Below are 20,452 nucleotides of genomic sequence, written 5' to 3'. Positions count from 1 at the left end.
TTTTTGCTGATTCACAGTGTAATTTTATATCGCTGAGGCAATTTATCGTTCCCACCAGCAAATGATTTTGTAGAAATTTTTTGATATTTCTCTATTCTCTTTCCTACAAAAAGCTCAGGATGAGCTATTTTTAGAAAAATATTAAGTACAATTACTTAATATTAGGAATTAGGTACCAAAGGTTGAAAACTAGGAAGTCAGAAGAAAAAAGTCAACAAAATCACGATATTGACCCTTTAACTTTTACTCCCCAGTCCCCAATCCCCAGTCCCTAATCCCCAGTCCCCCACTCCCACCTTTAAGTCCGTTCCAATCAAGGAGTGTTTTTCGTGAATGCAGCTGAACAGGCAACTAACCTTGAACTCGCCAGCAAGATTGCTACAGCAGTTAACTTGTTCAAATTCGAGTTTCCTGATGCCAAATCAGATTTAAAACCCTGGAAAAATGACCCAGACACTAGAGAATTAGTTGATCCAGATTCTATAGACATTGGGTTTCATTTTCCTGGTGTGAGTAAATCTTGGCGCAGTCGCAGTATTTTAATTCAAATCCGGTTTCACCAAGACTCGATCACGAAATCACGAAGAGCTATTGGCTTAGAAGCAGCTGGGTTTGATCACCGTGGCGAAGTTTGGCGGTTGTCTACGATAGAAGCGTGGAATTTTGTCGGTGAATCACTACCTTCCGTTGAAATTGCAGACAAACTAAAACAAGTGTGTCGGCAAATTTTAGAAGTATTTAACACAGAGAGTCAATAGTCATTAGTCATTAGTCATTAGTTTTTTCCCTTGTCTACCTTGTCACCCAGCCCCCAATCCCAGTCCCTAATCCCCAGTCCCCAGTCCCCAATCCCCAGATCCAGTTAACAATCCACGCAGTAAACTGATTGATATGTGCTATCACGTTTACCGAAGATAGTATAACGATTATCCCGAATTTGTTCATAGAAGCGATCGCCTGCCCATTTTGCTCCGGGTAAGGCTCGATACGCGTCTACGAAGACGCTACCAAGGGCAACAAGCGACCAATCTCTTCGGCAGCATCACTACCTTGCCAAAGTCTCTCAGGTGCATTGGCATCTATTAAAATCATGCCTTGTTGACAATTTTGTTCTGTAATACCCCATTGCTTTAAGCTTTGTTCATCCTGCATCGGAACGTAGCGCAACAGTTTTCCTTGGTCTAGAGTCTCTAGTAGCTGTACCAGAGTAACGCAGAGATTACAGTCACCATCGTAAATTAAGTAATAATTCATTCTGAAAAACCATCTTTCTTATTAACAATTTTATGCAAAATATCTTAAAATATGGTTAATTAATGCAATTCAATGCAATTAAGTATTACTTCATTGGTAAATTCTTGTAAATACACGCCGTAACCAATTGTCTTGATGTTGTTGAGATTCTAGAGTAGCTTTTGAAACAAGAACAGAAAAACTTGTGGGTGAGAGGGTGAGATGATGATGTCAGAAAAGAAAATAGTAAGTGTCGATTTTGCTCAAGAAGATTCCTATAGTGAAATTCTACCGCGATCGCCACAGATTTCTAGTTACCATCAAAAATGGGAAGGGTTGCGCTTTGATGTTCACCAACAGCCTGGCCATGAAACCCCAGAACACCTTCTGCAACAACACGCCATTAGTATCAGCCTAGAACCTATCATCAACAAGGCAGAACGAGTATTTGACGGAAATTTACAAACAGAAAATATTGCTCATGGTGATGTAGCCATTATACCTGCTCATATCAATCACATATCACGCTGGCAATCACCAGCTGAGTTTATAGTTATTGGCATCGAACCAGCGTTTTTGAAACGGGTAGCGATTGAAACAGGAGATTGGCAGGAATATGACATCAAACCACGCTTTGCTGCACCAGATCCATTAATTCACCACATTGGGCTAGCACTCAAATCAGAACTAGAATTTCATGATCAAAGTAGCCGCATTTATATTGAATCTTTGACAAATACACTCTGCGTGCATTTACTCAAACATTATTGCGTAGCGAGTGCTAATAATATTTATTACGCTAAAGATAAAGGTCTTTCGAGTTGGAAGCTCAAACAAGCAATTGCTTACATTAATGACAACCTAGAGCAAGATTTAGCTTTAGCAGAAATCGCCGCGATAGTGGATATGAGTATGTATCATTTTTCGCGCTTATTCAAACAATCAACAGGTTTAGCTCCACATCAATATGTGATGAATTGCAGAATTGAACGAGCCAAAAAACTTCTGATTCAGACTAACCAACCCATCGAAAAAATCTGTGAACAAATTGGCTTTCAAAGTCAAAGTCACTTCACTAATGTATTTCGTAAACTCACAGGTATTACACCCAGAGCATACAGAGAACAAACCAAAATTTAAAGGTTGGGGACTGGGGACTGGGGACTGGGGATTGGGGACTGGGGACTGGGGACACTTCGACAAGCTCAGTGCATCGCTGGGGACTGGGGATTGGGGTGTAAGGGTTTAGGGTAAAAAAACTAATGACTCATTACTCATTACTCATTACTTATTACTTATTACTTATTACTCATTACTCAGCACTCATCACTCATCACTAATATTCAAAACTTGCAGCAAAATTATACAATCGGCGATCGCCTGTCTGGTGGTAAATTTAGTATCATAGATAGCGATCATATTTAAATTAATGGCAAAAATAGCGTTAAACTACCACATTTAGCTGTTTTAGTCATCTACCATTAGCTTTTTTGCTTTTATTGCACTATCTATCGTCAGAGCGTTTCTGAAAATCTGCTATTCACAATAGTATTTGTAGAGTTAATTCTGACCAGAAGAGGCAGGTGGTAAGAGGCAGAGGAAATATCCTTTCCCTTGCTCCTTTGCCCCCTGCCCCTTGTCCTCTTCCTTGACCAGCTACTAAGTATAATCATGAGTGAAAATACTCTATCAACACGTTTGTACCCCACTCGCATTGACATTCCTGCTGAAGTCAGAGAACAAGTTGTCAGCCTTCTCAACCAAACTTTAGCAGCAACTTTAGACTTAAAAACTCAAGCCAAACAAGCTCATTGGAATGTGAAAGGGACTGATTTTTATCAGTTACACGAATTATTTGACGAGCTAGCAGGCGAGTTAGAAGAGTTTGTTGATATGGTGGCAGAACGAGTCACCGCTTTGGGTGGATATGCCGTTGGCACAGCTCGCAAAGCTGCTGAAAATTCCATCTTGCCAGAATATCCCTTTGATATTTTGGATGGACAAGAACACGTAGCAGCTTTAGCAGACCGCTTTGCACCCTACGCCAAGCATATCCGAGAAGCGATCGCGAAAACTGATGAATTAGGTGACGCTGATACTGCTGACCTTTACACAGAGGTTTCCCGCACCATTGATAAACGGTTATGGTTCTTAGAAGCACATCTGCAAGCATCAGCAATCAAAAACGGAAATGGTACAGCTAGTGCTAAAACTCCACAAACAGCTGCGGTGAAGTAAATATTTTTAAGGGAATTTCTGCTTGTCCAATCCAATAGTATCCTTTTGGTAAGTACGCCACTTTTCAGTGCGTACTTTTCATTTTATTGGTATATATTCTACTATTTAGATAGTTCAAATTCAGGCAAAGAACTTTAGACAATGAACTAGTTAAAGATTAGTTGAAATGATCTAAAAGATTCATATTTTGGAATATTAAAACAGTAGAAAGCGAGGTAAATATATGGCTCCTAATACCGTTAACTACCTAATTCATGGTCGCAGCGATCGCGGTCGTAGTCAAACTGGTTGGCTCGACAGTTATCACACATTTTCCTTCAGCAGTTTTTACGATCCCAATCGCATAGGATTCCATTCTCTCAGAGTAATTAACGATGACCGCATTGCACCCGGTGCAGGATTTCCTACCCACGGACATCGAGACATGGAAATCTTGACCTATGTGTTATCAGGCGCAGTGGAACACAAAGATAGTTTGGGTACAGGCTCAGTTATTCGTCCTGGTGACGTTCAAATTATGAGTGCTGGTACTGGTATCTACCACAGTGAATTTAATCATTCCCAAACTGAACCACTCCACCTCTTACAAATCTGGATTTTACCTGATCAACAAGGACTAGCTCCCAGATATGAACAAAAAGCTTTTTCTGCTGAAGAAAAACGCGGTCAAATTCGTTTAGTTGCGGCTAAAGATGGACGTGATGGTGCTGTTACTATTCACCAAGATGTAGATATCTACGCCTCTGTTTTAGAACCAGGTGATGTAGTGAATTATCATCTCAAACCAAATCGTCATGCTTGGTTACAAATTGCTCAAGGTGTTGCAACTTTGCATGGAGAAGAATTAAGAGCAGGTGATGGTGTGCAAATCAATGGCGAAGAAAAGTTAGAAATTGGTACTAGCATTGGTACAGAATTTTTACTTTTCGATTTAGCTTAATGCGGAAGCCATCATGGCTTCTAGAACTCTGACTGGTCATATAATTATGAGTTCTAAATTCTCAAGATAACTAACATTTTATAGTTTTAGTAGCATGAATATTATTCATGCTATTTTTTTGACTATTTAATGTAATTTCTCTTCACTACTTTTTTGATACTCTTGATTTAGCTGCTCTATTTGATTCTGGGTGACAGTGTTGCGCTTGGTAGTCAAATATTGCTGAATCTCTTTAAGTTGTTGAATTTTTGTGGCGATTTCCTCAAGTTTAGAATCAATTATTTTTAACTTTTCAGATGTCGGCATAGAAACACTTCCCCAAGTATCTATGAGATACTTCATTTCATTAAGTGTGAACCCCAGGGATTTACCCTGTTTGATCATGACGATTCGCTCTAGTGCTTCTGGACTAAATTCCATGTAGGTTCTTGTTCCGGCTTGGCGTACTTGCGCTGTAATTAGTCCCAGTTTTTCGTAAAAACGTAGTGTGTCTTTTGATAATCCCGTTCTCTTGGATAATTCACCAATTAACATCAAAACAACCTCAATCTTATCAAACTCTCTTGACTGTGGAGTATAGTCCATAGCTTATTTTGGTTTACACGCCTTGCTTCCTAAAAAAGTATGGCGATCGCTCATCAACAACATCATGCTGGGAAAAAGTTGGAGGAGAGTCTAATGAAAGCTTTTGTTACAGGTGGTTCTGGGTTTGTTGGTCGCTGTATGATTACAATGCTGCGTAATCGAGGAGATGAAGTTGTAGTTTTGGCGCGATCGGAGCAAACAGCAAAACAGGTGACTCAATTAGGAGCTAGAGCTGTGCTAGGTGATCTGCTCAATCAACAAGCAATGATTCAAGGAATGCAAGGTTGCGATGTTGTATTTCATATTGCAGGCTATTTAAGCAGTTGGGGGAAATACGAAGATTTCTACAAAACCAATGTTGTAGGAACTGAGTGTGCGTTAGCGGCTGCACAAGCGGCGAATGTTCCTTGCTTTGTTCAAATTGGTGCATCGGCTGCTGTTTTCAATAGCCAACCTCTATCTCAAGTTGACGAATCATACCCTCTCCAGCAACCTCAATTTTCGCCTTACATTGCTACAAAAAGTATTGCTGAACAAAAAGTCATTGCAGCCAATCGGCCGGGATTTAGAACCTCTGTGGTTCGTCCCTCTTGGATTTGGGGAAACGGCGACCATGCTTTACCTCAATTAGTAAAAGCAGTCAAAACTCGACAATTTGTCTGGATTGATCAGGGCAATTATCCTTATATGACAACTCATGTTGCCAATGTCTGTCATGGGGCAATTTTAGCAGCCAAACGGAGTCCCGGCGGACAATCCTACTTTCTGAGTGATGGAGATGTGGTGCAGTTTCGTACATGGTTGACGACGTTACTACAAATTGCTGGAGTCAAACCAACTAACTTGAGTATCCCTAGATGGCTGGCTTGGAATATCGCCCTATTGGTGGAAACAATTTGGACAATCACGCAACGCCAAGATGTGCCGCCGATTACTCGTACAATGATTAGGTTAATCGGTCAGGAATTGACATTTAGTGATAATAAAGCACGCTTAGAACTTGATTATGCTCCTATTGTGAGTCGTGATCTTGGGTTAGCCGAATTGGCAAATTTTATAAATAATCTCTGTGGGAAGATATAAACTATAGCCTGCCGAAGTGAAGAGGGTTAGACTCATGCAAGGCTGTTGACTTTGATGGAATTTGGGGTTTTTTAGTTCATACTATTTTTGTGTCAGAGCAAAATCTCTCTGGTGTCATTGCGAGCGTTCGCGTTAGCGTCTCCATCAGGAGAAGCGAAGCAATCGCAAAGTCTCTGGGATTGCTACCATGCGGGAACACTTGTCTGCGACACACTACGCGAACGTGAACGCTTCGCTCTTTACGAGACACTTCGCGAACGCAATGACAGAACATAAATTGTGTATGAATTTTGACCTCTTAAAAAGCCACAGAGTCAACAGCCTAGACTCATGCTGAGTTGTGTTCTCTGGTAAATTAGAAACAGTCAACTAAACTCAAGAGTAACGGTGTCTGCACCAGAAATTCCCCAGCATTTACATCTGCTTTCCAGTGATGCAGCCGGATGGGACGGTTTGCACCTCATTTATGAGCTTGAACCAGCCGATGAAATGCCGGAAATTAATTTGCATCAGCATTTTATTGTGATCTGCCAAGATAATGTGCGCGTAGGATGGCTGTTAAATGGCAGGTGGCAATATATTGACTATACTGCTGGGGATATGATGATTTTTCCTGCAAATCAACTCCTTCCGAGAGCGCAAGTTGAATCAGAAGTGGGATTAATTGAATTATTCTTAGAGCCAGAAACTTTAGCTCGTGCTGTTTGTGAATATATCGATGTAGACAAAATTGAACTTGTACCGCAGTTACAGTTACGTGATCCCTTAATTCAGCAGATGGGAATGGCACTGAAAACTGAGTTAGAAATAGGGAAAGCTGACAGTAAACTTTATGCAGATTCAATGTCTACGGCACTTTCTGCACATTTATTGCGGCGATACGCATCACACAAACCGCAAAACCAAAGCTGTATTAATGGCTTGCCTAAGTATAAATTAAAAGCTGCAATTGACTATATCCATGAACATTTAGACCAAAATTTAACCCTGGATGCAATTGCTACTTCAGTTTACATGAGTTCTCATTATTTTGCGAGTTTATTTAAACAATCTACAGGGATGACACCACATCAATATGTGACAAAATGCCGGATTGAAAGGGCTAAACAGTTACTACGAAAACATGAGTTATCTTTGGTAGAAATTTGTCAGCAAGTAGGCTTTCAAAATCAAAGCCATTTCACTAGAGTATTTCGTCAACATACCGCTACAACACCAAAAGCCTATAGAGATAGGCTTTGATTAGAGGTAGGGAACAAGGGGAAAATGAAGTTTAACTATGCTTTGATATCGTGATTCGGAAGATTAGAACATTTTTCGGTAGGATAGGCAAGACAGCAACAGTCAGCGATCGCTAAACTCAGTACCTATCGTCAAAAATTTCGCAAAATTATGACAGGTACTAAATTTTCTTGGCAAGGATGGAATATTGTTGGCTTCACTACCCTGGCAGTTGGCTCGATTATGACTGTGATTTTTCTATTCCAGGGTATTGATGAGGCGGGAATGCGGATGGCGATTCGAGCAACTGCGCGTACTTCCTGTATCTTATTTGTCGCAGCTTTTGTGGCTACTGCTTTACGTAGAATTTGGTCAAATACTTATACAGCTTGGCTGTTGAAAAATCGCCGCTACTTTGGTCTTGCAATGGCAGTATCGCACACATACCACGCGATCGCCTGGACTGGTTTGTGGTTTGTGACATCTGGCCGTAGTCCTCAGTTTGGCTTACCAGCAATTTTAGGTTATGTTTTCCTAGTGGCAATGACTCTCACTTCCTTTCGTCCTTTGGCTAATCTATTAAGTCAACGTGTTTGGCAGATTTTACACACTACAGGAATGTACTATTTTTGGTTGGCTTTTACTGTAGAATTTGGTCTAAAACTGACCCAATCACTGTTGATTTATTTACCGTTTTTCAGCTTACTAGTGTTAGCTATGTTGCTGCGTTTTTTACCTGTGAACAAACACAAAAAATTAGCTAGTTAACATTAATGGCGGCGGGGTTTGTAAATTTATATTTTGCCAGAGAAAATATAGTTATTAACATCATATTTGCTCACAGCTTAACCGCAAAGGAAATAGAAAATGTGTAGAGATGTTGGCTAAAATACCTCTACGTTTGCTCTTTACTACTTATTGTTTTGTTCTGCTGTTAATCATGAACATTTTTTTGAATTTTTGAGAAAAAATTTATTCTTTTTTCAGTATTAAATCAAGTAAAGATATCAATCGTAAAATTAGACGATTTTCCGCCAAAAAGATTGAGACATAGCGATCGCTTGACTGTAAACTATCATTTATCATTCACCTTTAGGTAGATTAGGGAATCACCAGAAGAAAGTATATTTGGGTCAAATAGCACAAAATGGAGCAAAAATCTTCATGCTAAATCTGTAAAATCAATTACCAACTTTCTTTTGTGGATTCAATTCTAGTCAACTTGTTTTGTAGGTTTGCTCTTAGCTATGTCATCCCCTGAATCTCAAACTAATTCTCCAGACAATTTTCCCCAATCATCCTATGATCCACCCCCAGAAAACCGCCGGGGATTGCGGTTATTAATAGCTGGTATGTTGCTGTTGGTTGGTGGAACAGCCGTAGTTTGGCGATTATTGACTCCCGTAAATCCAGCACCAGCTGCTAATGCTCAACCATCAGGGGTAAGAGTTAAAGTTTCACCAGTCCAAGTAGGCACAATTGAAGACAGTACGGATTTTGTCGCTAGCTTAGAATCCCGGCTATCCGTAAAGCTGCAACCGAGAATTCAGGGGCAAGTTACCCAAATATACGTCAGATCAGGAGATGCGATCGCCGCCGGTGCAGCCGTAATGCAAATCGACCCCAGACAGCAACAAGCCGCACTACTGGGGAACGATGCCGCCGCCGATGCAGCTAGAGCGCAGTTAGAAAATGCTTATGCTACCCTCAGATCCCTAGAAGCCGAAAGATTATCTAATTTAGCTGATTTACGCTTAAGTCAGCAGGATTATCAAAGATACTCAACTTTAGCAACCCAAGGGGCAGTTTCCCGACAAACTAAAGACCAAGCAGCCAACAAACTGTCAATAGCCCAAGCTAATCTCAGAGCCTTAGAATCGAGAATTCAAGCCCAAAAAGCCAGCATCGCCCAAGCCCAAAAAACCTGGCAACAAGCACAGACAAATACAGCCCAGCAACAATTCCAACTGCAATATTACAGAATTACTGCCCCCTTTTCGGGGACTGTAGGGAATATTCCCGTGAAACTAGGTGATTTCGTCACCACATCTACACAATTAGCCACCATCACCCAAAACCAACCTTTAGAAGTTAACGTCTCCGTTCCCTTGGAACGAGCCTCCCAACTGCGTAAGGGAATGCCTGTAGAGATTATGAATCCCCAAGGTCAAGTTTTGGGTACAAGCAGAGTATTTTTCATTGCGCCTAACGCCACCAACGACACCCAAACCGTCCTCATTAAAGCCATCTACCCTAACTCTAATAATCAACTCAGAGCCGACCAACTAATCAGAGCTAGAGTAATTTGGAGTCAACGTCCAGGGGTATTAATTCCCACAACAGCCATATCACGCATTGCTGGTAATACCTTCGTCTATGTCGCTCAGACAGAAACATCACCCCAAGGAGGATCGCAATTAGTCGCCCGTCAAAAACGTGTGCAACTGGGCGATATTCGTCGCAATAACTATCAAGTCCTTTCAGGGTTACAACCACAAGATAAAATCATCGTTTCAGGCCTGCTCAATCTTCAAGACGGCGCGCCAATTGTGCCGGATTCTTTTTAGGGAATTGGGAATTGGGCATTGGGAATTGGAGACAAGGTAGACAAGGTAGACAAGGTAGATTTTACCTAAATCCCCCATACCCTATGCCCCATTCCCCATGCCCCATGCCCCATTCCCCATTCCCAATGCCCCATTCCCTAATATATGTTTGTTAACTTTTTTATTAAACGACCAGTATTTACCAGCGTCTGCGCCATTATCATTTTTTTGGTGGGTGCAATTAGTATCCCGACGCTACCGACTGATAGATATCCCGAAATTAGTCCTACACAAATTATTGTTAATGCTAACTACACTGGGGCAAGTGCAGAAGTTGTAGAAAAGACGGTGACTAGTGTCTTGGAACGCCAAATCAATGGGGTGCAAGGCATGAAGTATATAACTTCTAGCAGTAGTAATGACGGAACTAGTACGATTACTGTCACCTTTGACGCATCACGGGATAAAGATATTGCGGCTGTTGATGTGCAGAATCGTATCTCTCTAGCACAATCACAGTTACCGGAAGCAGTGCAGCGTACTGGGGTGACTGTGAAGAAACAATCTAATAATCTGTTGCTGGCAATGGGTTTGTATAGCGATCGCCAAGAATACGACAATATATTTTTAAGTAACTACGCTGATTTATATTTAGTTGATGCCCTCAAAAGAATTGATGGTGTCAGTGAGGCGCAGATTTTTGGCGAACGTCGTTATGCAATGCGTCTCTGGCTTGATCCTAATCGCTTGGCTAGTCGCAATTTGACAGCCCAAGATGTAATTGATGCCCTAGATGAACAAAATATTCAAATCGGTGCAGGACAAATTGGCCAGCCACCAGTTCCGTCTGATTTGATGTATCAAATTGATTTAACGGCAGTCAGTAGATTAACTGATGTCTCGGAATTTGAAAATATTGTCCTGAAAACGGGTGCAGATGGTTCACTGATTACCTTCAAGGATATCGGCCGGGCAGAATTAGGAGCAGAAAACTATAATTCTTTCCTGCGTTTTCGGGGCAAAGACGGCGTAGGAATTGGCATATTTCCTTTACCTGGAAGTAATGCCATAGCAGTCGCTAAAGCTGTGCGCTTGGAAATGGCACGCTTGGCGAAAAGTTTTCCCCCAGGGATGGAATATCAAGTGGCTTTTGATACCACTGACTTTGTAGAAGCATCTTTAGTAGAAGTAGTAATTACTCTCCTACAAGCGATCGCCCTGGTTGTTTTAGTCATATTTCTCTTCCTCCAAGATTGGCGCACTACCCTGATTCCCGTCATTACTATTCCTCTGTCGCTGATTGGGACTTTCGCATTTATTAAAGTTTTTGGCTTTTCTATCAATACCTTGACCCTGTTTGGGATGACTCTCGCTACAGGGATGGTAGTAGATGATGCCATTATCGTGGTCGAAAATGTCTCCCGCCAGATTCAAGATGAGGGAATGTCACCCCGTCAAGCTGCGTCTAGTACCATGCGGGAGTTATTCGGGGCAGTAATTGCGACATCCTTAGTATTAATGGCAGTATTTGTACCAGTAGCTTTTTTCCCTGGTGCAACAGGTCAAATCTATCGGCAATTTGCCTTAACTATTGCCTTTTCTATTGCCATTTCCACCTTTTTAGCAATTACACTTACCCCCACATTATCAGCTTTATTACTCCGCCCCAAACCCAAACCACGGGGGATATTTGGCTGGTTTTTTGGACGCATTAACTGGTTTTTAGAGGCAATGCAGAGGCAGTATGAGCGATCGCTGCATTTTTTATACCGTGTAAGAGCGATCGTGATTGGTCTATTTGTCGCCTCCTTAGTATTCACAGGTTGGCTATATGTCACCGTTCCCACAGCCTTTATCCCCGATGAAGACCAAGGTTATTTCATCACCATTATTCAAGCACCAGAGGGGGTTTCTCTCAATTACACTAGCAAAGTCATGACCGAGGTAGAAACGGAAATCCTGAAGTTACCGGAAGTAACTGGTACTTTCGCGCTCGGTGGTTTTAGTTTTAGCGGTAATACTGCTAATAGTGGTGTAATTTTTACCACTCTTAAACCTTGGGATGAACGCCGACAATCAGGACAGTCAGCCAACGCCATTATTAACAAGTTGCAGGGAGTATTATCAAATATTCCTGAAGCACAGATTTTTCCTGTCAACCCACCTTCAATTGACGGCTTGGGAAATTTCGGTGGTTTCCAATTCCAACTGCAAGATAGATCAGGAACTACTGACTTAAACACCATGGTGGAAGTGATGGGAAAAATCATCGCCCAAGGTAATCAAACCCCTGGATTACAAGGTGTGTTTAGTACCTTTAACGCCAACACACCCCAGATGTTAATCACCGTAGACCGCAACAAAGCTAAAGTTTTACAAGTCCCCGTAGATGATGTATTTAAAACCCTGCAAAGTTATATGGGTTCACAATACGTCAACGACTTTAATTTTCTATCGCGCACCTATCGGGTATATGTGCAAGCTGATGCCAAGTTTCGTTCTGAACCTGGAGATATCGGTAAGTTATATGTGCGTTCCGAAACTGGGAAAATGATTCCCTTGAGTAACTTAGTTAAGTTAACACCTACAACCGGAGCGCAAACTATCAACCACTATAACCTGTTCCGGTCGATAGAAATCAACGGCAGTGCTGCACCTGGCTTCAGTTCTGGACAAGCGATCGCCGCAATGGAAAACTTAGCCCAAACCATCCTCCCAGCCAGCATGGGCTACGAATGGTCAGGAATCACCACCGAAGAACAAACTTCTGGAGGACAAGCACCGCTAATTTTTGGTCTGGGATTAGTCTTTGTATTTTTGGTACTAGCCGCCCAATACGAAAACTATGTAGACCCCGTAATTATTATGCTGTCCGTCCCTTTAGCAATTTTGGGAGCATTAATAGCCCAATCATTGCGGGGTTTAAGTAACGATGTCTTTTGTCAGGTGGGATTAGTCATGCTGATTGGTTTAGCCAGTAAAAACGCAATTTTGATTGTGGAATTTGCTAACCAACTGCGTGATCAAGGCTTACCCATCACTAAAGCCGCCATCCAAGCATCACAAGAACGCCTCCGCCCGATTTTGATGACAGCATTATCTACATTGTTGGGGATTTTTCCCCTATTAATTGCCGTTGGTGCAGGTGCAGCCAGCCGTCAATCCTTGGGGACAGCCGTATTTGGCGGAATGTTCGTGGCAACGTTCTTAAGTTTGTTTGTCGTGCCAATACTATATATAGTGATTAGTAAAATGCGCGATCGCATCAAACCCCGTCATCAGCCTCCCCTCACGGGTTCTAGTCAAGAAGACAAAATTCCCTCCTTTATACCGTTCAACTTTAAGATTGATACAGATAGCAAGCGTAGGGAGCAAGAATAGTGATTTATTTATTAATTTCGTGAAATGGTATTAATCTTCTGTAAATATGTTTGCTTGGTGCGTAACGGCAATTTGAATTTATTAGTGATGTTTTGAATCTAAGTTAGGATTCAGAGATTCTTGCTGTGCTATTAGTCGGACTTGTGCGACATCTAAGTCTAACGCCTGTGCTATCTGTTCTACAGTTAAACCCAGTGCTAACAATTTAGGAATAGCTTCTAATTTGGCTTCCTGTTTACCTTCTAGTTTGCCCTCTAGTTTACCTTCTAGTTGCCCTTCTAGTTTGCCTTCTTGATAAACCCGCGTTTGCTTTAACTCACTTAAACCAAACATTGCTTTTATCTCCTGGCAACTCATTTGCGGAAATTTATAAACCTGCTACTTGCTGGACTTGTGTAACATCTAAGTCTAATGCCTGTGCTATCTGTTCTACAGTTAAACCCAGTGCTAACAGTTTAGGTACAGCTTCTAATTTTGCTTGTATACGTCCTTTTTGTTCACCTTTTTGTTCACCTTTTCGTTCACCTTCTTCTAAAGCTTCCTGATAAACCCGTGTTTGTTTTAACTCACTTAAACCAAACATTGCTTTTATCTCCTGGCAACTCATTTGCGGAAATTTATAAACCTGCTACTTGCTGGACTTGTATAACATCTAAGTCTAATGCCTGTGCTATCTGTTCTACAGTTAAACCCAGTGCTAACAGTTTAGGTACAGCTTCTAATTTTGCTTGTATACGTCCTTTTTGTTCACCTTTTTGTTCACCTTTTTGTTCACCTTTTCGTTCACCTTCTTCTAAAGCTTCCTGATAAACCCGTGTTTGTTTTAACTCACTTAAACCAAACATTGCTTCTATCTCCTGACGACTCATTTGTGGAAATTTATAAACTAAGATTGTCTCTATTAATTCTAGTAACTGTTTTTGTGGTAGTTGCGAATTCTGTGCTTGCTGGGTGCGGTTGATTAATTCCCTCGCCGTGTTAATGGCTGTATCTCCCACCTCAATTACTAATTTTATCGTAGCAATGCCTAGAGGTAGTGATCCAGCTTCGCCTAGTTCATTTAGGTAAATTATCTTGATACGCTGACTCTCAAAGAATTCTAAGAAATCTTCCTTCTCTGCTGTATCTATATCTCTGCTAGGATAAATCACTACTCCCCGCCAAGGATTTTGGCGTTTGTTTTGGCGTAAGTATAAGGAAATTTCCGAAATCAGGCGCAAGTAAATATCTTCATCTGCTTGAAATTGCACTTCCACAAAATAAATCGGGCTTTTTTGCTCTTGGTTGGGGAGAAATACACCGTCAATTCTGAAAGCTGTTTGTTTGATTTCAACAGAAGCAAATCGATAGATGTTGGCTGTTTCGGGAGGGTTGCCAATTAGTTCAAAGAAAATGCTGGGGAATTGTTGGAATAGGCGATAAAATATGCTGTCGGTTTTCACGCAGAAGTTTTAGCTGCTTTTGGCTATGGCAATTTTATCATGATTGATATTACCTATGTTTGCCAGGTGCGTGACGGCAATTTGAATATATGGATGATGTTTTAAATCTTATCGTTGCCGTCACACACCCTACATTACTAACGTTCATTCTTTCACTGTTCCTATTCCCGCCCTGTTGGGGTTTGTCAAAAACAGACAAGCTTTTAAATTTATTTAGGGCTATTGTTAATGTTGAATTTTGAATGCGGAGCAAAGCAACATGACAGGTTTAGCTGGGAAAGTTGCAATTGTAACAGGTGCATCACGGGGAATTGGACGAGCGATCGCACTGACTTTAGCTAGTCAAGGCGCATCCGTAGTAGTAAACTATGCAGGCAGAGCCGATAAAGCCCAAGAAGTCGTCACAGAAATCGACAAAATGGGAGTTAAGGCGATCGCAGTGCAAGCAGATGTCAGCAAAGTAGCTGATATTGAGAGATTATTTACAGAAACTATGTCTCAATTTGGCAAAGTTGATATTTTAGTCAACAATGCCGGCACAATCATTTATAAACCCATCACAGAAATTACAGAAGCAGACTTTGACAAAATTTATGCAGTCAATGTCAAAGGTACTTTTTTCGCCTGTCAGCAAGCTGCACGCCATATGACAGAAGGGGGAAGAATTATTAACTTTTCCTCATCTACTACAGCCTTGATGTTACCTACTTATAGCGCGTATGTAGCAACCAAAGGTGCAGTCGAACAGATATCACGAGTATTAGCAAAAGAGTTAGGCGCGAAAAATATCGCCGTGAACGTAGTATCACCAGGCCCCACAGCTACAGAATTGTTTTTAGACGGCAAAACGGAAGAACAAATCAACCGTTTATCTCAAATGGCTGTTTTTGGTAAATTGGGCGATGCTCAAGAAATAGCCGATGTCGTAGCCTTTTTAGCAAGTGATGCAGCTAGATGGATAACTGCTCAAAACATTCGCGTCAACGGTGGGATTATCTAAACTAAGCAAGAACTTTGATTTACGTCTATTAAAGGTAAGAACAAAAATATTTTCGTTTTAAACAAGATTATTTTTGTTTGAAACCAGAAAATTCGAGTTAAGAACAAGAACATTCATGTTTGCAACGAGAAACTTCAAGTTTCAATGCCCAATTCCCAATTCCCCAAACCATGAACCTATTTAAACCAGTTCAACTAGGGTCATACACTCTACCTAATCGGATTGTTATGGCTCCCATGACACGCTTACGAGCAATAGACAACATCCCAAATGCACTGATGGCAAAATATTATGCTCAAAGAGCCAGTGCAGGATTGATTGTGACGGAATGTACAGCCATTTCACCCTTAAGTTTAGGCTATATCAACTGTCCAGGGATTTATACAGACGCACAAATTGACGGATGGCGGTTAGTAACAGATGCAGTTCATGAACAAGGGGGACGCATCTTTGTGCAACTGTGGCATTCTGGAAGAGTTGGTCATCCTGCTTTATTAGGTGGAGAATTACCGGTAGCACCAAGTGCGATCGCTGGAGTAGGTTCACTGCACACACCAGTCGGTAAAGTTGCTTTAGAAACTCCCCGCCCTTTAGAAATTCCAGAAATTGCCGACATCGTCGAACAATTCCGTCAGGGTGCAGTCAATGCTTTAGCTGCTGGCTTTGATGGTGTAGAATTACACGGTGCATTCGGCTATTTAATCGATCAATTTATCCAAGATGGTTCAAACCAGCGTACAGATGAATATGGCGGCTCAGTAGAAAATCGTAGCCGCTTTGTATTAGAAGTAGTAGAAGCGGTTAGCAGTGTTGTAGGAGGCGGTAGAGTCGGGATTAAACTTTCACCCAGTAACACTTTCTACGGGATGTATGACTCCAACCCCAAAGAAACATTTACTTATGTAGTGAAAGCCCTTAATCCGTTCGATTTAGCCTATGTCCACATGATGGAACCCAACGAAGTAGATTTATCAACTCATGAAGTGATAAATCCCGTCACGCCCCATTTCCGTCAAATCTTCCAAGGCACATTAATTACCAACGGTGGTTATGATCACGAAACCGCAGACAACATTCTCAGCAAAAACGATGCAGATTTAGTATCGTTTGGCAAATTGTTTATTGCTAACCCCGACTTACCCCAAAGATTCAAACTTAACGCCGAATTAAACACCCCAGATCCCAGAACATTCTACGGAGCAGAAGCCACAGGATATACAGATTATCCCTTTTTAGCTGAGAGTAAGTGAATAGCACGACCAAGTAGAACAACTTGAAAAAACCAAACTATGTTAAGTAAAGTAAAAATACTAGGATTCAGTTCGTAGTAGGGACTTTAGTCCTTTTGTGTTAAATCAATCGTCAAAAACCTTTCTTGCTCAAGAGAGGTTTTTTCTTGAAAAGAGATTCTTATTGATACAACAAAAATTTAAGATTTATTACTTAAGAAAATTTGCTAATGGTAAAAACACTTATGATTAGTTTTTTTAAAGTATTTAACGCAAAAATCAGTAAATTTACTGAAATATTTTCTTGAGGATTCAGATAAACTCAGTTATCTCCTGAGTTATTACTTACTTGGTTTTACATAGTAGTATTAATTCCATAATTGCCTAATCATTGCACCTACTCGTTAGGTGCATTTGTTTTGGGAGTGATTTACCTAAATAGAACAGGTTATATTTGACTAGAAAACTAATAACTAGACTTAATACCAATTCGCAAGGGGCTTAAAAAGCCACAGAGTCAACAGTCTAACCTCTCCTCTGCCCCCTGCCCCCTGCCTCTTATCCATGCTCTCTCATACTGATACAGCAATTTTCCTGTCGCGGTTTACAAAACAGGTAAATAAAGATGGACTGAAAAATTTGGATAAAAAGTTGTAAGTTATACAATTGTTAGTTCATACACTCAATTTTTGAGTCCAGACTTTACCCATAGATATTACTTTTCAGGTATCTAAAAATTATGGATCTTTCAAACTTTACTACTCTGCAAAATCTAGAAGCTGCTTTTGGTGGCGAATCAATGGCAAACCGGAAATATCTGTTTTTTGCCGAAGTAGCGCGTAAACTGGGTTTTAAAGATTTAGCCAAACTATTTCGTGAAACCGCAGAACAGGAAACTGAACACGCCTTTGCTCATTTTGAATTGTTACACCCAGAATTAGTGGTGGAAGATCCAGCAGCTTTGACTGATGAACAAAAGCGGGAAATTGTTTCTCGTTGCTTATCTTTAGCCATTGAGGGCGAAACTTACGAATACACTACCATGTATCCTGATTTTGCCGCCGCAGCCCAACGCGATCGCGATAATCCCGCCGCCGAAGAATTTCTTAAGCAAGCACAGGAATCTGGCGAACACGCTGATACTTTCCGCGCCGCCGCCCACCGTTTTGGCTTATTGAAATTCATCGAAAATTACCACGCCGATCGCTACACTGAAGCTTTAGAAGTGATTAACGGTGGACAACCTGTAACTAGAGTAGCCAGTGATGATCCCAACACCCGTAAATGGATTTGCAGACAATGCAGCATGATTTACGATCCTGTAACTGGTGATCCTGACTCTGGAATTGCCCCAGGTACACCCTTTGAAGCGATTCCCGATGATTGGCAATGTCCAATTTGTGGTGCTACCAAAAAGACATTTATTCCCTTTGAGGAAAAAACGGCCGCTTAGAGGGTGAGGTATTGGGGACTGGGGACTGGGGACAAGGTCGAGAAAGCAGGGGAAGCAGGGGAAGCAGGGGGAGCAGGGGGAGAAAAAGGATAACTAATGACTATTACACTTCCCACTCCTCACTTAGCACCGGCTAAACGCCCCGCTACCGCTAACAGCACTCACCACTCACTACTCATCAAGGATTATTCCCTATTACATATTGCCTATTCGCTTGTAAGCTTTCATACTCGTTCTTAAGACAAAATTTTCACAGCAGATCAGGGAGAAATTCCAGTGATTGCACCATCACCGCCCCAGGAAAATTCCTCAAATCAAGCAATCTGGCGTGTTTTGGGGAGTTTGAGAAATTATGGATTGATTTCTCTGGGGGCTTTGCTAAGTTTATTACTTTTAACAGTTGTTTATGCGGTAACTCCGCAACTATTTCGCTGGGGAATAGATGAGGGAATTGCCAAGCGAGATTTACAGATAGTTTTATATAGTGCTGCATGGATGGTAGTGGCAGCGATCGCGCGTGGTGTATTTAGTTTTGGTGAAAGTTATTTAGCAGAAGCCGTATCTCAAGGTGTCGCCTATGACTTACGCAATAAAATTTTCAGCAAAATTCAAAATCTGAGTTTTAGTTATCATGATCAGTCCCAGACATCACAACTATTAACTCGCGTTACCAGTGATATCGAACTCGTCCGTACATTTATCGGGACTAGTTTGATTCAAGTCATAGCTGGAGTTGTAACATTGGTGGTGGTGGCGGTACTTTTGCTGCTGATGAATTGGAATTAGCTTTAATTTCCCTGACAGTAGTACCGGTAGCTTCTTGGTTAATGGCGCGATTTGTCATCGGTAATGATAAATTGTTCGGACAGATCCAGGAACAGCTAGGTAGTCTCAATGCTGTATTACAAGAGAACCTGATTGGGATTAGAGTCGTTAAAGCCTTTGTGCGGGAGTCGGCGGAAAAATCCCGTTATACCAGGCTCAATGATGAATTAGTCTCTGCCAACATGAAGACTATCCGCGCCATTCGCAATACATTTCCGTTTATCTTTCTTTTGAGTAATTTAGTGACGCTGGCGGTGTTTGGTTATGGTGGGGCGCAAGTTATTGGTAATCGATTTTCCATTGGCGAACTAGTGGCGTTTAACTCCTACTTAGTGTTGCTTTTCAGCCCATTTTGCTGATTGCTTTGCTGCACCTGCGATCGCTCAAGCTGCTGCTTCCGCTACCAGAGTTTACGAAGTAGTAGACGCTACAATCGAGATTAACGATCGCCCAGATGCGATCGCCTTTGATACCTGTGGCGGTAGAGTCACCTTTGAAAACGTCTCTTTTCGCTATCCTGGTGCAGCCACAGAAACTTTAAAGAATGTATCTTTTGAAACTAAACCTAAAGAGCTAATTGCCGTTTTAGGAATGACAGGTTCCGGCAAAAGTACGGTTATGAACCTGATTCCCCGCTTTTATGATGTCACCAAGGGTGCGATTCGTATTGATGGTAGAGATGTCAGAAATTTTACCCTCAAAAGCTTGAGAAACCACATTGGCATTGTATTTCAAGAAAGTACATTATTTGCGGGTACAATTCGCGAAAATATCGCCTATGCCAAACCTAATGCACCATTAGAGGCAGTCATTGAGGTAGCCAAAACTGCCCAAATTCATGATTTCATTAGCAGTTTGCCAGATGGTTACGAGACAATTGTGGGTGAAAAAGCGTGGGTTATCTGGTGGACAAAAACAACGGATTGCGATCGCGCGGACTTTACTTACCGACTACAGTATCTCATTTGGATGATAGTACCTCTGCGGTTGATGCCAAAACTGCCAGCGAAATCCAAGCCGCATTAGATGAGATGATGCGTCGCAAAGCCTGTGTAACTTTTGTTGTCGCCCAACGCATTAGCACCGTCAAAAACGCTGACCGAATTTTTCTCATAGACAAAGGAAAATTAGTAGCCCAAGGCACACACGAAGAATTAATGCAAACCAGCCCACTTTATGGAGCGATTTTAGAATCTCAAGTGAAGAAACAAGGCGTGGGGGTAATGAGTAATATGATAAGTAATAAGTAATGGAGTAATAGTGCTGAGTAATGAGT

At 41.4% G+C, this 20,452-nt stretch carries 17 protein-coding genes and 3 pseudogenes; 15 read left to right on the top strand and 5 right to left on the bottom strand.

The features are described 5' to 3' along the window. The first annotated feature begins 329 nt into the window (after positions 1 to 329). Positions 330 to 758, top strand: coding sequence for a hypothetical protein (locus tag CV014_RS25905; protein ID WP_236144642.1), 429 nt, complete (start codon positions 330 to 332; stop codon positions 756 to 758). A gap of 104 nt (positions 759 to 862) precedes the next feature. On the opposite strand, the pseudogene CV014_RS25900 reads toward CV014_RS25905, so the two are convergent. Beyond that, positions 863 to 1,254, bottom strand: a pseudogene (locus tag CV014_RS25900) (thiol-disulfide oxidoreductase DCC family protein). Positions 1,255 to 1,455: 201 nt separating this feature from the next. Between CV014_RS25900 and CV014_RS25895 the strand changes: the two are divergent. From CV014_RS25895 to CV014_RS25885, 3 genes are all read left to right on the top strand, one after another. Beyond that, complete coding sequence (locus CV014_RS25895) at positions 1,456 to 2,373, top strand: AraC family transcriptional regulator (protein ID WP_329608450.1); 918 nt, start codon at positions 1,456 to 1,458, stop codon at positions 2,371 to 2,373. A gap of 531 nt (positions 2,374 to 2,904) precedes the next feature. Beyond that, positions 2,905 to 3,471 (top strand): DNA starvation/stationary phase protection protein Dps, encoded by a 567-nt coding sequence (gene dps, locus CV014_RS25890; RefSeq protein ID WP_236144641.1) that lies wholly within the window; start codon positions 2,905 to 2,907, stop codon positions 3,469 to 3,471. A gap of 223 nt (positions 3,472 to 3,694) precedes the next feature. Further along, the gene (locus tag CV014_RS25885) at positions 3,695 to 4,411 is read left to right on the top strand and encodes a pirin family protein (RefSeq protein ID WP_236144640.1); all 717 of its coding nucleotides are present in this window, start codon (positions 3,695 to 3,697) and stop codon (positions 4,409 to 4,411) included. A gap of 126 nt (positions 4,412 to 4,537) precedes the next feature. On the opposite strand, the gene CV014_RS25880 is transcribed toward CV014_RS25885, so the two are convergent. Further along, the gene (locus CV014_RS25880; protein ID WP_236144639.1) at positions 4,538 to 4,996 is read right to left on the bottom strand and encodes a MerR family transcriptional regulator; all 459 of its coding nucleotides are present in this window, start codon (positions 4,994 to 4,996) and stop codon (positions 4,538 to 4,540) included. Between the two features lie 39 nt (positions 4,997 to 5,035). Here CV014_RS25880 and CV014_RS25875 point away from each other — a divergent pair, with 39 nt between their 5' ends. The 6 genes from CV014_RS25875 (at position 5,036) to CV014_RS25850 (ending at position 13,227) form a co-directional block, all read left to right on the top strand. After that, on the top strand, positions 5,036 to 6,079 hold the full coding sequence (locus tag CV014_RS25875) for an NAD-dependent epimerase/dehydratase family protein (protein WP_236144638.1): 1,044 nt from the start codon (positions 5,036 to 5,038) through the stop codon (positions 6,077 to 6,079). 387 nt (positions 6,080 to 6,466) lie between these two features. After that, the gene (locus CV014_RS25870; RefSeq protein WP_236144637.1) at positions 6,467 to 7,321 is read left to right on the top strand and encodes an AraC family transcriptional regulator; all 855 of its coding nucleotides are present in this window, start codon (positions 6,467 to 6,469) and stop codon (positions 7,319 to 7,321) included. Positions 7,322 to 7,471: 150 nt separating this feature from the next. Beyond that, positions 7,472 to 8,068 carry a hypothetical protein gene (locus CV014_RS25865; RefSeq protein WP_236144636.1) on the top strand — a complete coding sequence of 199 codons (597 nt, stop codon included), beginning with the start codon at positions 7,472 to 7,474 and terminating at the stop codon, positions 8,066 to 8,068. A gap of 479 nt (positions 8,069 to 8,547) precedes the next feature. Then, positions 8,548 to 9,867: an efflux RND transporter periplasmic adaptor subunit gene (locus tag CV014_RS25860; RefSeq protein WP_236144635.1), complete on the top strand. Its 1,320-nt coding sequence runs from the start codon at positions 8,548 to 8,550 to the stop codon at positions 9,865 to 9,867. A gap of 11 nt (positions 9,868 to 9,878) precedes the next feature. After that, positions 9,879 to 10,022, top strand: a complete 144-nt coding sequence (locus CV014_RS25855) for a hypothetical protein (protein ID WP_236144634.1) — start codon at positions 9,879 to 9,881, stop codon at positions 10,020 to 10,022. After that, entirely contained in the window at positions 10,012 to 13,227 is a 3,216-nt protein-coding gene (locus tag CV014_RS25850; RefSeq protein ID WP_236144633.1) for an efflux RND transporter permease subunit, read from the top strand. The genes CV014_RS25855 and CV014_RS25850 overlap by 11 nt, the downstream gene beginning before the upstream one ends. Positions 13,228 to 13,308: 81 nt before the next feature. On the opposite strand, the gene CV014_RS25845 is transcribed toward CV014_RS25850, so the two are convergent. The 3 genes and pseudogenes from CV014_RS25845 to CV014_RS25835 all read right to left on the bottom strand — a co-directional run bounded on the left by CV014_RS25845 (position 13,309) and on the right by CV014_RS25835 (position 14,669). After that, a complete protein-coding gene (locus CV014_RS25845) occupies positions 13,309 to 13,560 on the bottom strand; it encodes a hypothetical protein (RefSeq protein WP_236144632.1) in 252 nt (83 codons plus the stop codon). A gap of 34 nt (positions 13,561 to 13,594) precedes the next feature. Continuing rightward, a pseudogene (locus CV014_RS25840) lies at positions 13,595 to 13,852 on the bottom strand (Rpn family recombination-promoting nuclease/putative transposase); the annotation flags it as partial. After that, complete coding sequence (locus CV014_RS25835) at positions 13,845 to 14,669, bottom strand: Rpn family recombination-promoting nuclease/putative transposase (RefSeq protein WP_236144631.1); 825 nt, start codon at positions 14,667 to 14,669, stop codon at positions 13,845 to 13,847. The gene CV014_RS25835 and the pseudogene CV014_RS25840, both read right to left, overlap by 8 nt. Before the next feature lie 259 nt (positions 14,670 to 14,928). Here CV014_RS25835 and CV014_RS25830 point away from each other — a divergent pair, with 259 nt between their 5' ends. From CV014_RS25830 to CV014_RS25810, 5 genes and pseudogenes are all read left to right on the top strand, one after another. Continuing rightward, entirely contained in the window at positions 14,929 to 15,669 is a 741-nt protein-coding gene (locus CV014_RS25830; protein WP_236144630.1) for an SDR family oxidoreductase, read from the top strand. A gap of 170 nt (positions 15,670 to 15,839) precedes the next feature. Then, positions 15,840 to 16,919 (top strand): alkene reductase, encoded by a 1,080-nt coding sequence (locus tag CV014_RS25825; protein ID WP_236144643.1) that lies wholly within the window; start codon positions 15,840 to 15,842, stop codon positions 16,917 to 16,919. A 718-nt stretch (positions 16,920 to 17,637) separates the two neighbouring features. Next, positions 17,638 to 18,351, top strand: coding sequence for a rubrerythrin family protein (locus tag CV014_RS25820; protein ID WP_236144629.1), 714 nt, complete (start codon positions 17,638 to 17,640; stop codon positions 18,349 to 18,351). A gap of 96 nt (positions 18,352 to 18,447) precedes the next feature. Continuing rightward, positions 18,448 to 18,591, top strand: coding sequence for a hypothetical protein (locus CV014_RS25815; protein ID WP_236144628.1), 144 nt, complete (start codon positions 18,448 to 18,450; stop codon positions 18,589 to 18,591). Between the two features lie 36 nt (positions 18,592 to 18,627). After that, a pseudogene (locus CV014_RS25810) lies at positions 18,628 to 20,426 on the top strand (ABC transporter ATP-binding protein). Positions 20,427 to 20,452 lie beyond the last annotated feature (26 nt).

This window comes from Nostoc sp. CMAA1605 (genome assembly GCF_021596505.1).
GTDB lineage: Bacteria > Cyanobacteriota > Cyanobacteriia > Cyanobacteriales > Nostocaceae > Trichormus.
Note: the sequence above shows the minus strand (reverse complement) of the source record. Positions and strands in the feature narration are given on the sequence as shown.

Bases quoted from the DNA above. Each gene is read 5' to 3' on its own strand.
- CV014_RS25895 (WP_329608450.1), top strand. From the start codon at position 1,456: ATGATGATGTCAGAAAAGAAAATAGTAAGTGTCGATTTTGCTCAAGAA.
- dps (WP_236144641.1), top strand. From the start codon at position 2,905: ATGAGTGAAAATACTCTATCAACACGTTTGTACCCCACTCGCATTGAC.
- CV014_RS25885 (WP_236144640.1), top strand. From the start codon at position 3,695: ATGGCTCCTAATACCGTTAACTACCTAATTCATGGTCGCAGCGATCGC.
- CV014_RS25880 (WP_236144639.1), bottom strand. From the start codon at position 4,996: ATGGACTATACTCCACAGTCAAGAGAGTTTGATAAGATTGAGGTTGTT.
- CV014_RS25875 (WP_236144638.1), top strand. From the start codon at position 5,036: ATGGCGATCGCTCATCAACAACATCATGCTGGGAAAAAGTTGGAGGAG.
- CV014_RS25865 (WP_236144636.1), top strand. From the start codon at position 7,472: ATGACAGGTACTAAATTTTCTTGGCAAGGATGGAATATTGTTGGCTTC.
- CV014_RS25860 (WP_236144635.1), top strand. From the start codon at position 8,548: ATGTCATCCCCTGAATCTCAAACTAATTCTCCAGACAATTTTCCCCAA.
- CV014_RS25850 (WP_236144633.1), top strand. From the start codon at position 10,012: ATGTTTGTTAACTTTTTTATTAAACGACCAGTATTTACCAGCGTCTGC.
- CV014_RS25845 (WP_236144632.1), bottom strand. From the start codon at position 13,560: ATGTTTGGTTTAAGTGAGTTAAAGCAAACGCGGGTTTATCAAGAAGGC.
- CV014_RS25830 (WP_236144630.1), top strand. From the start codon at position 14,929: ATGACAGGTTTAGCTGGGAAAGTTGCAATTGTAACAGGTGCATCACGG.
- CV014_RS25825 (WP_236144643.1), top strand. From the start codon at position 15,840: ATGAACCTATTTAAACCAGTTCAACTAGGGTCATACACTCTACCTAAT.
- CV014_RS25820 (WP_236144629.1), top strand. From the start codon at position 17,638: ATGGATCTTTCAAACTTTACTACTCTGCAAAATCTAGAAGCTGCTTTT.
- CV014_RS25815 (WP_236144628.1), top strand. From the start codon at position 18,448: ATGACTATTACACTTCCCACTCCTCACTTAGCACCGGCTAAACGCCCC.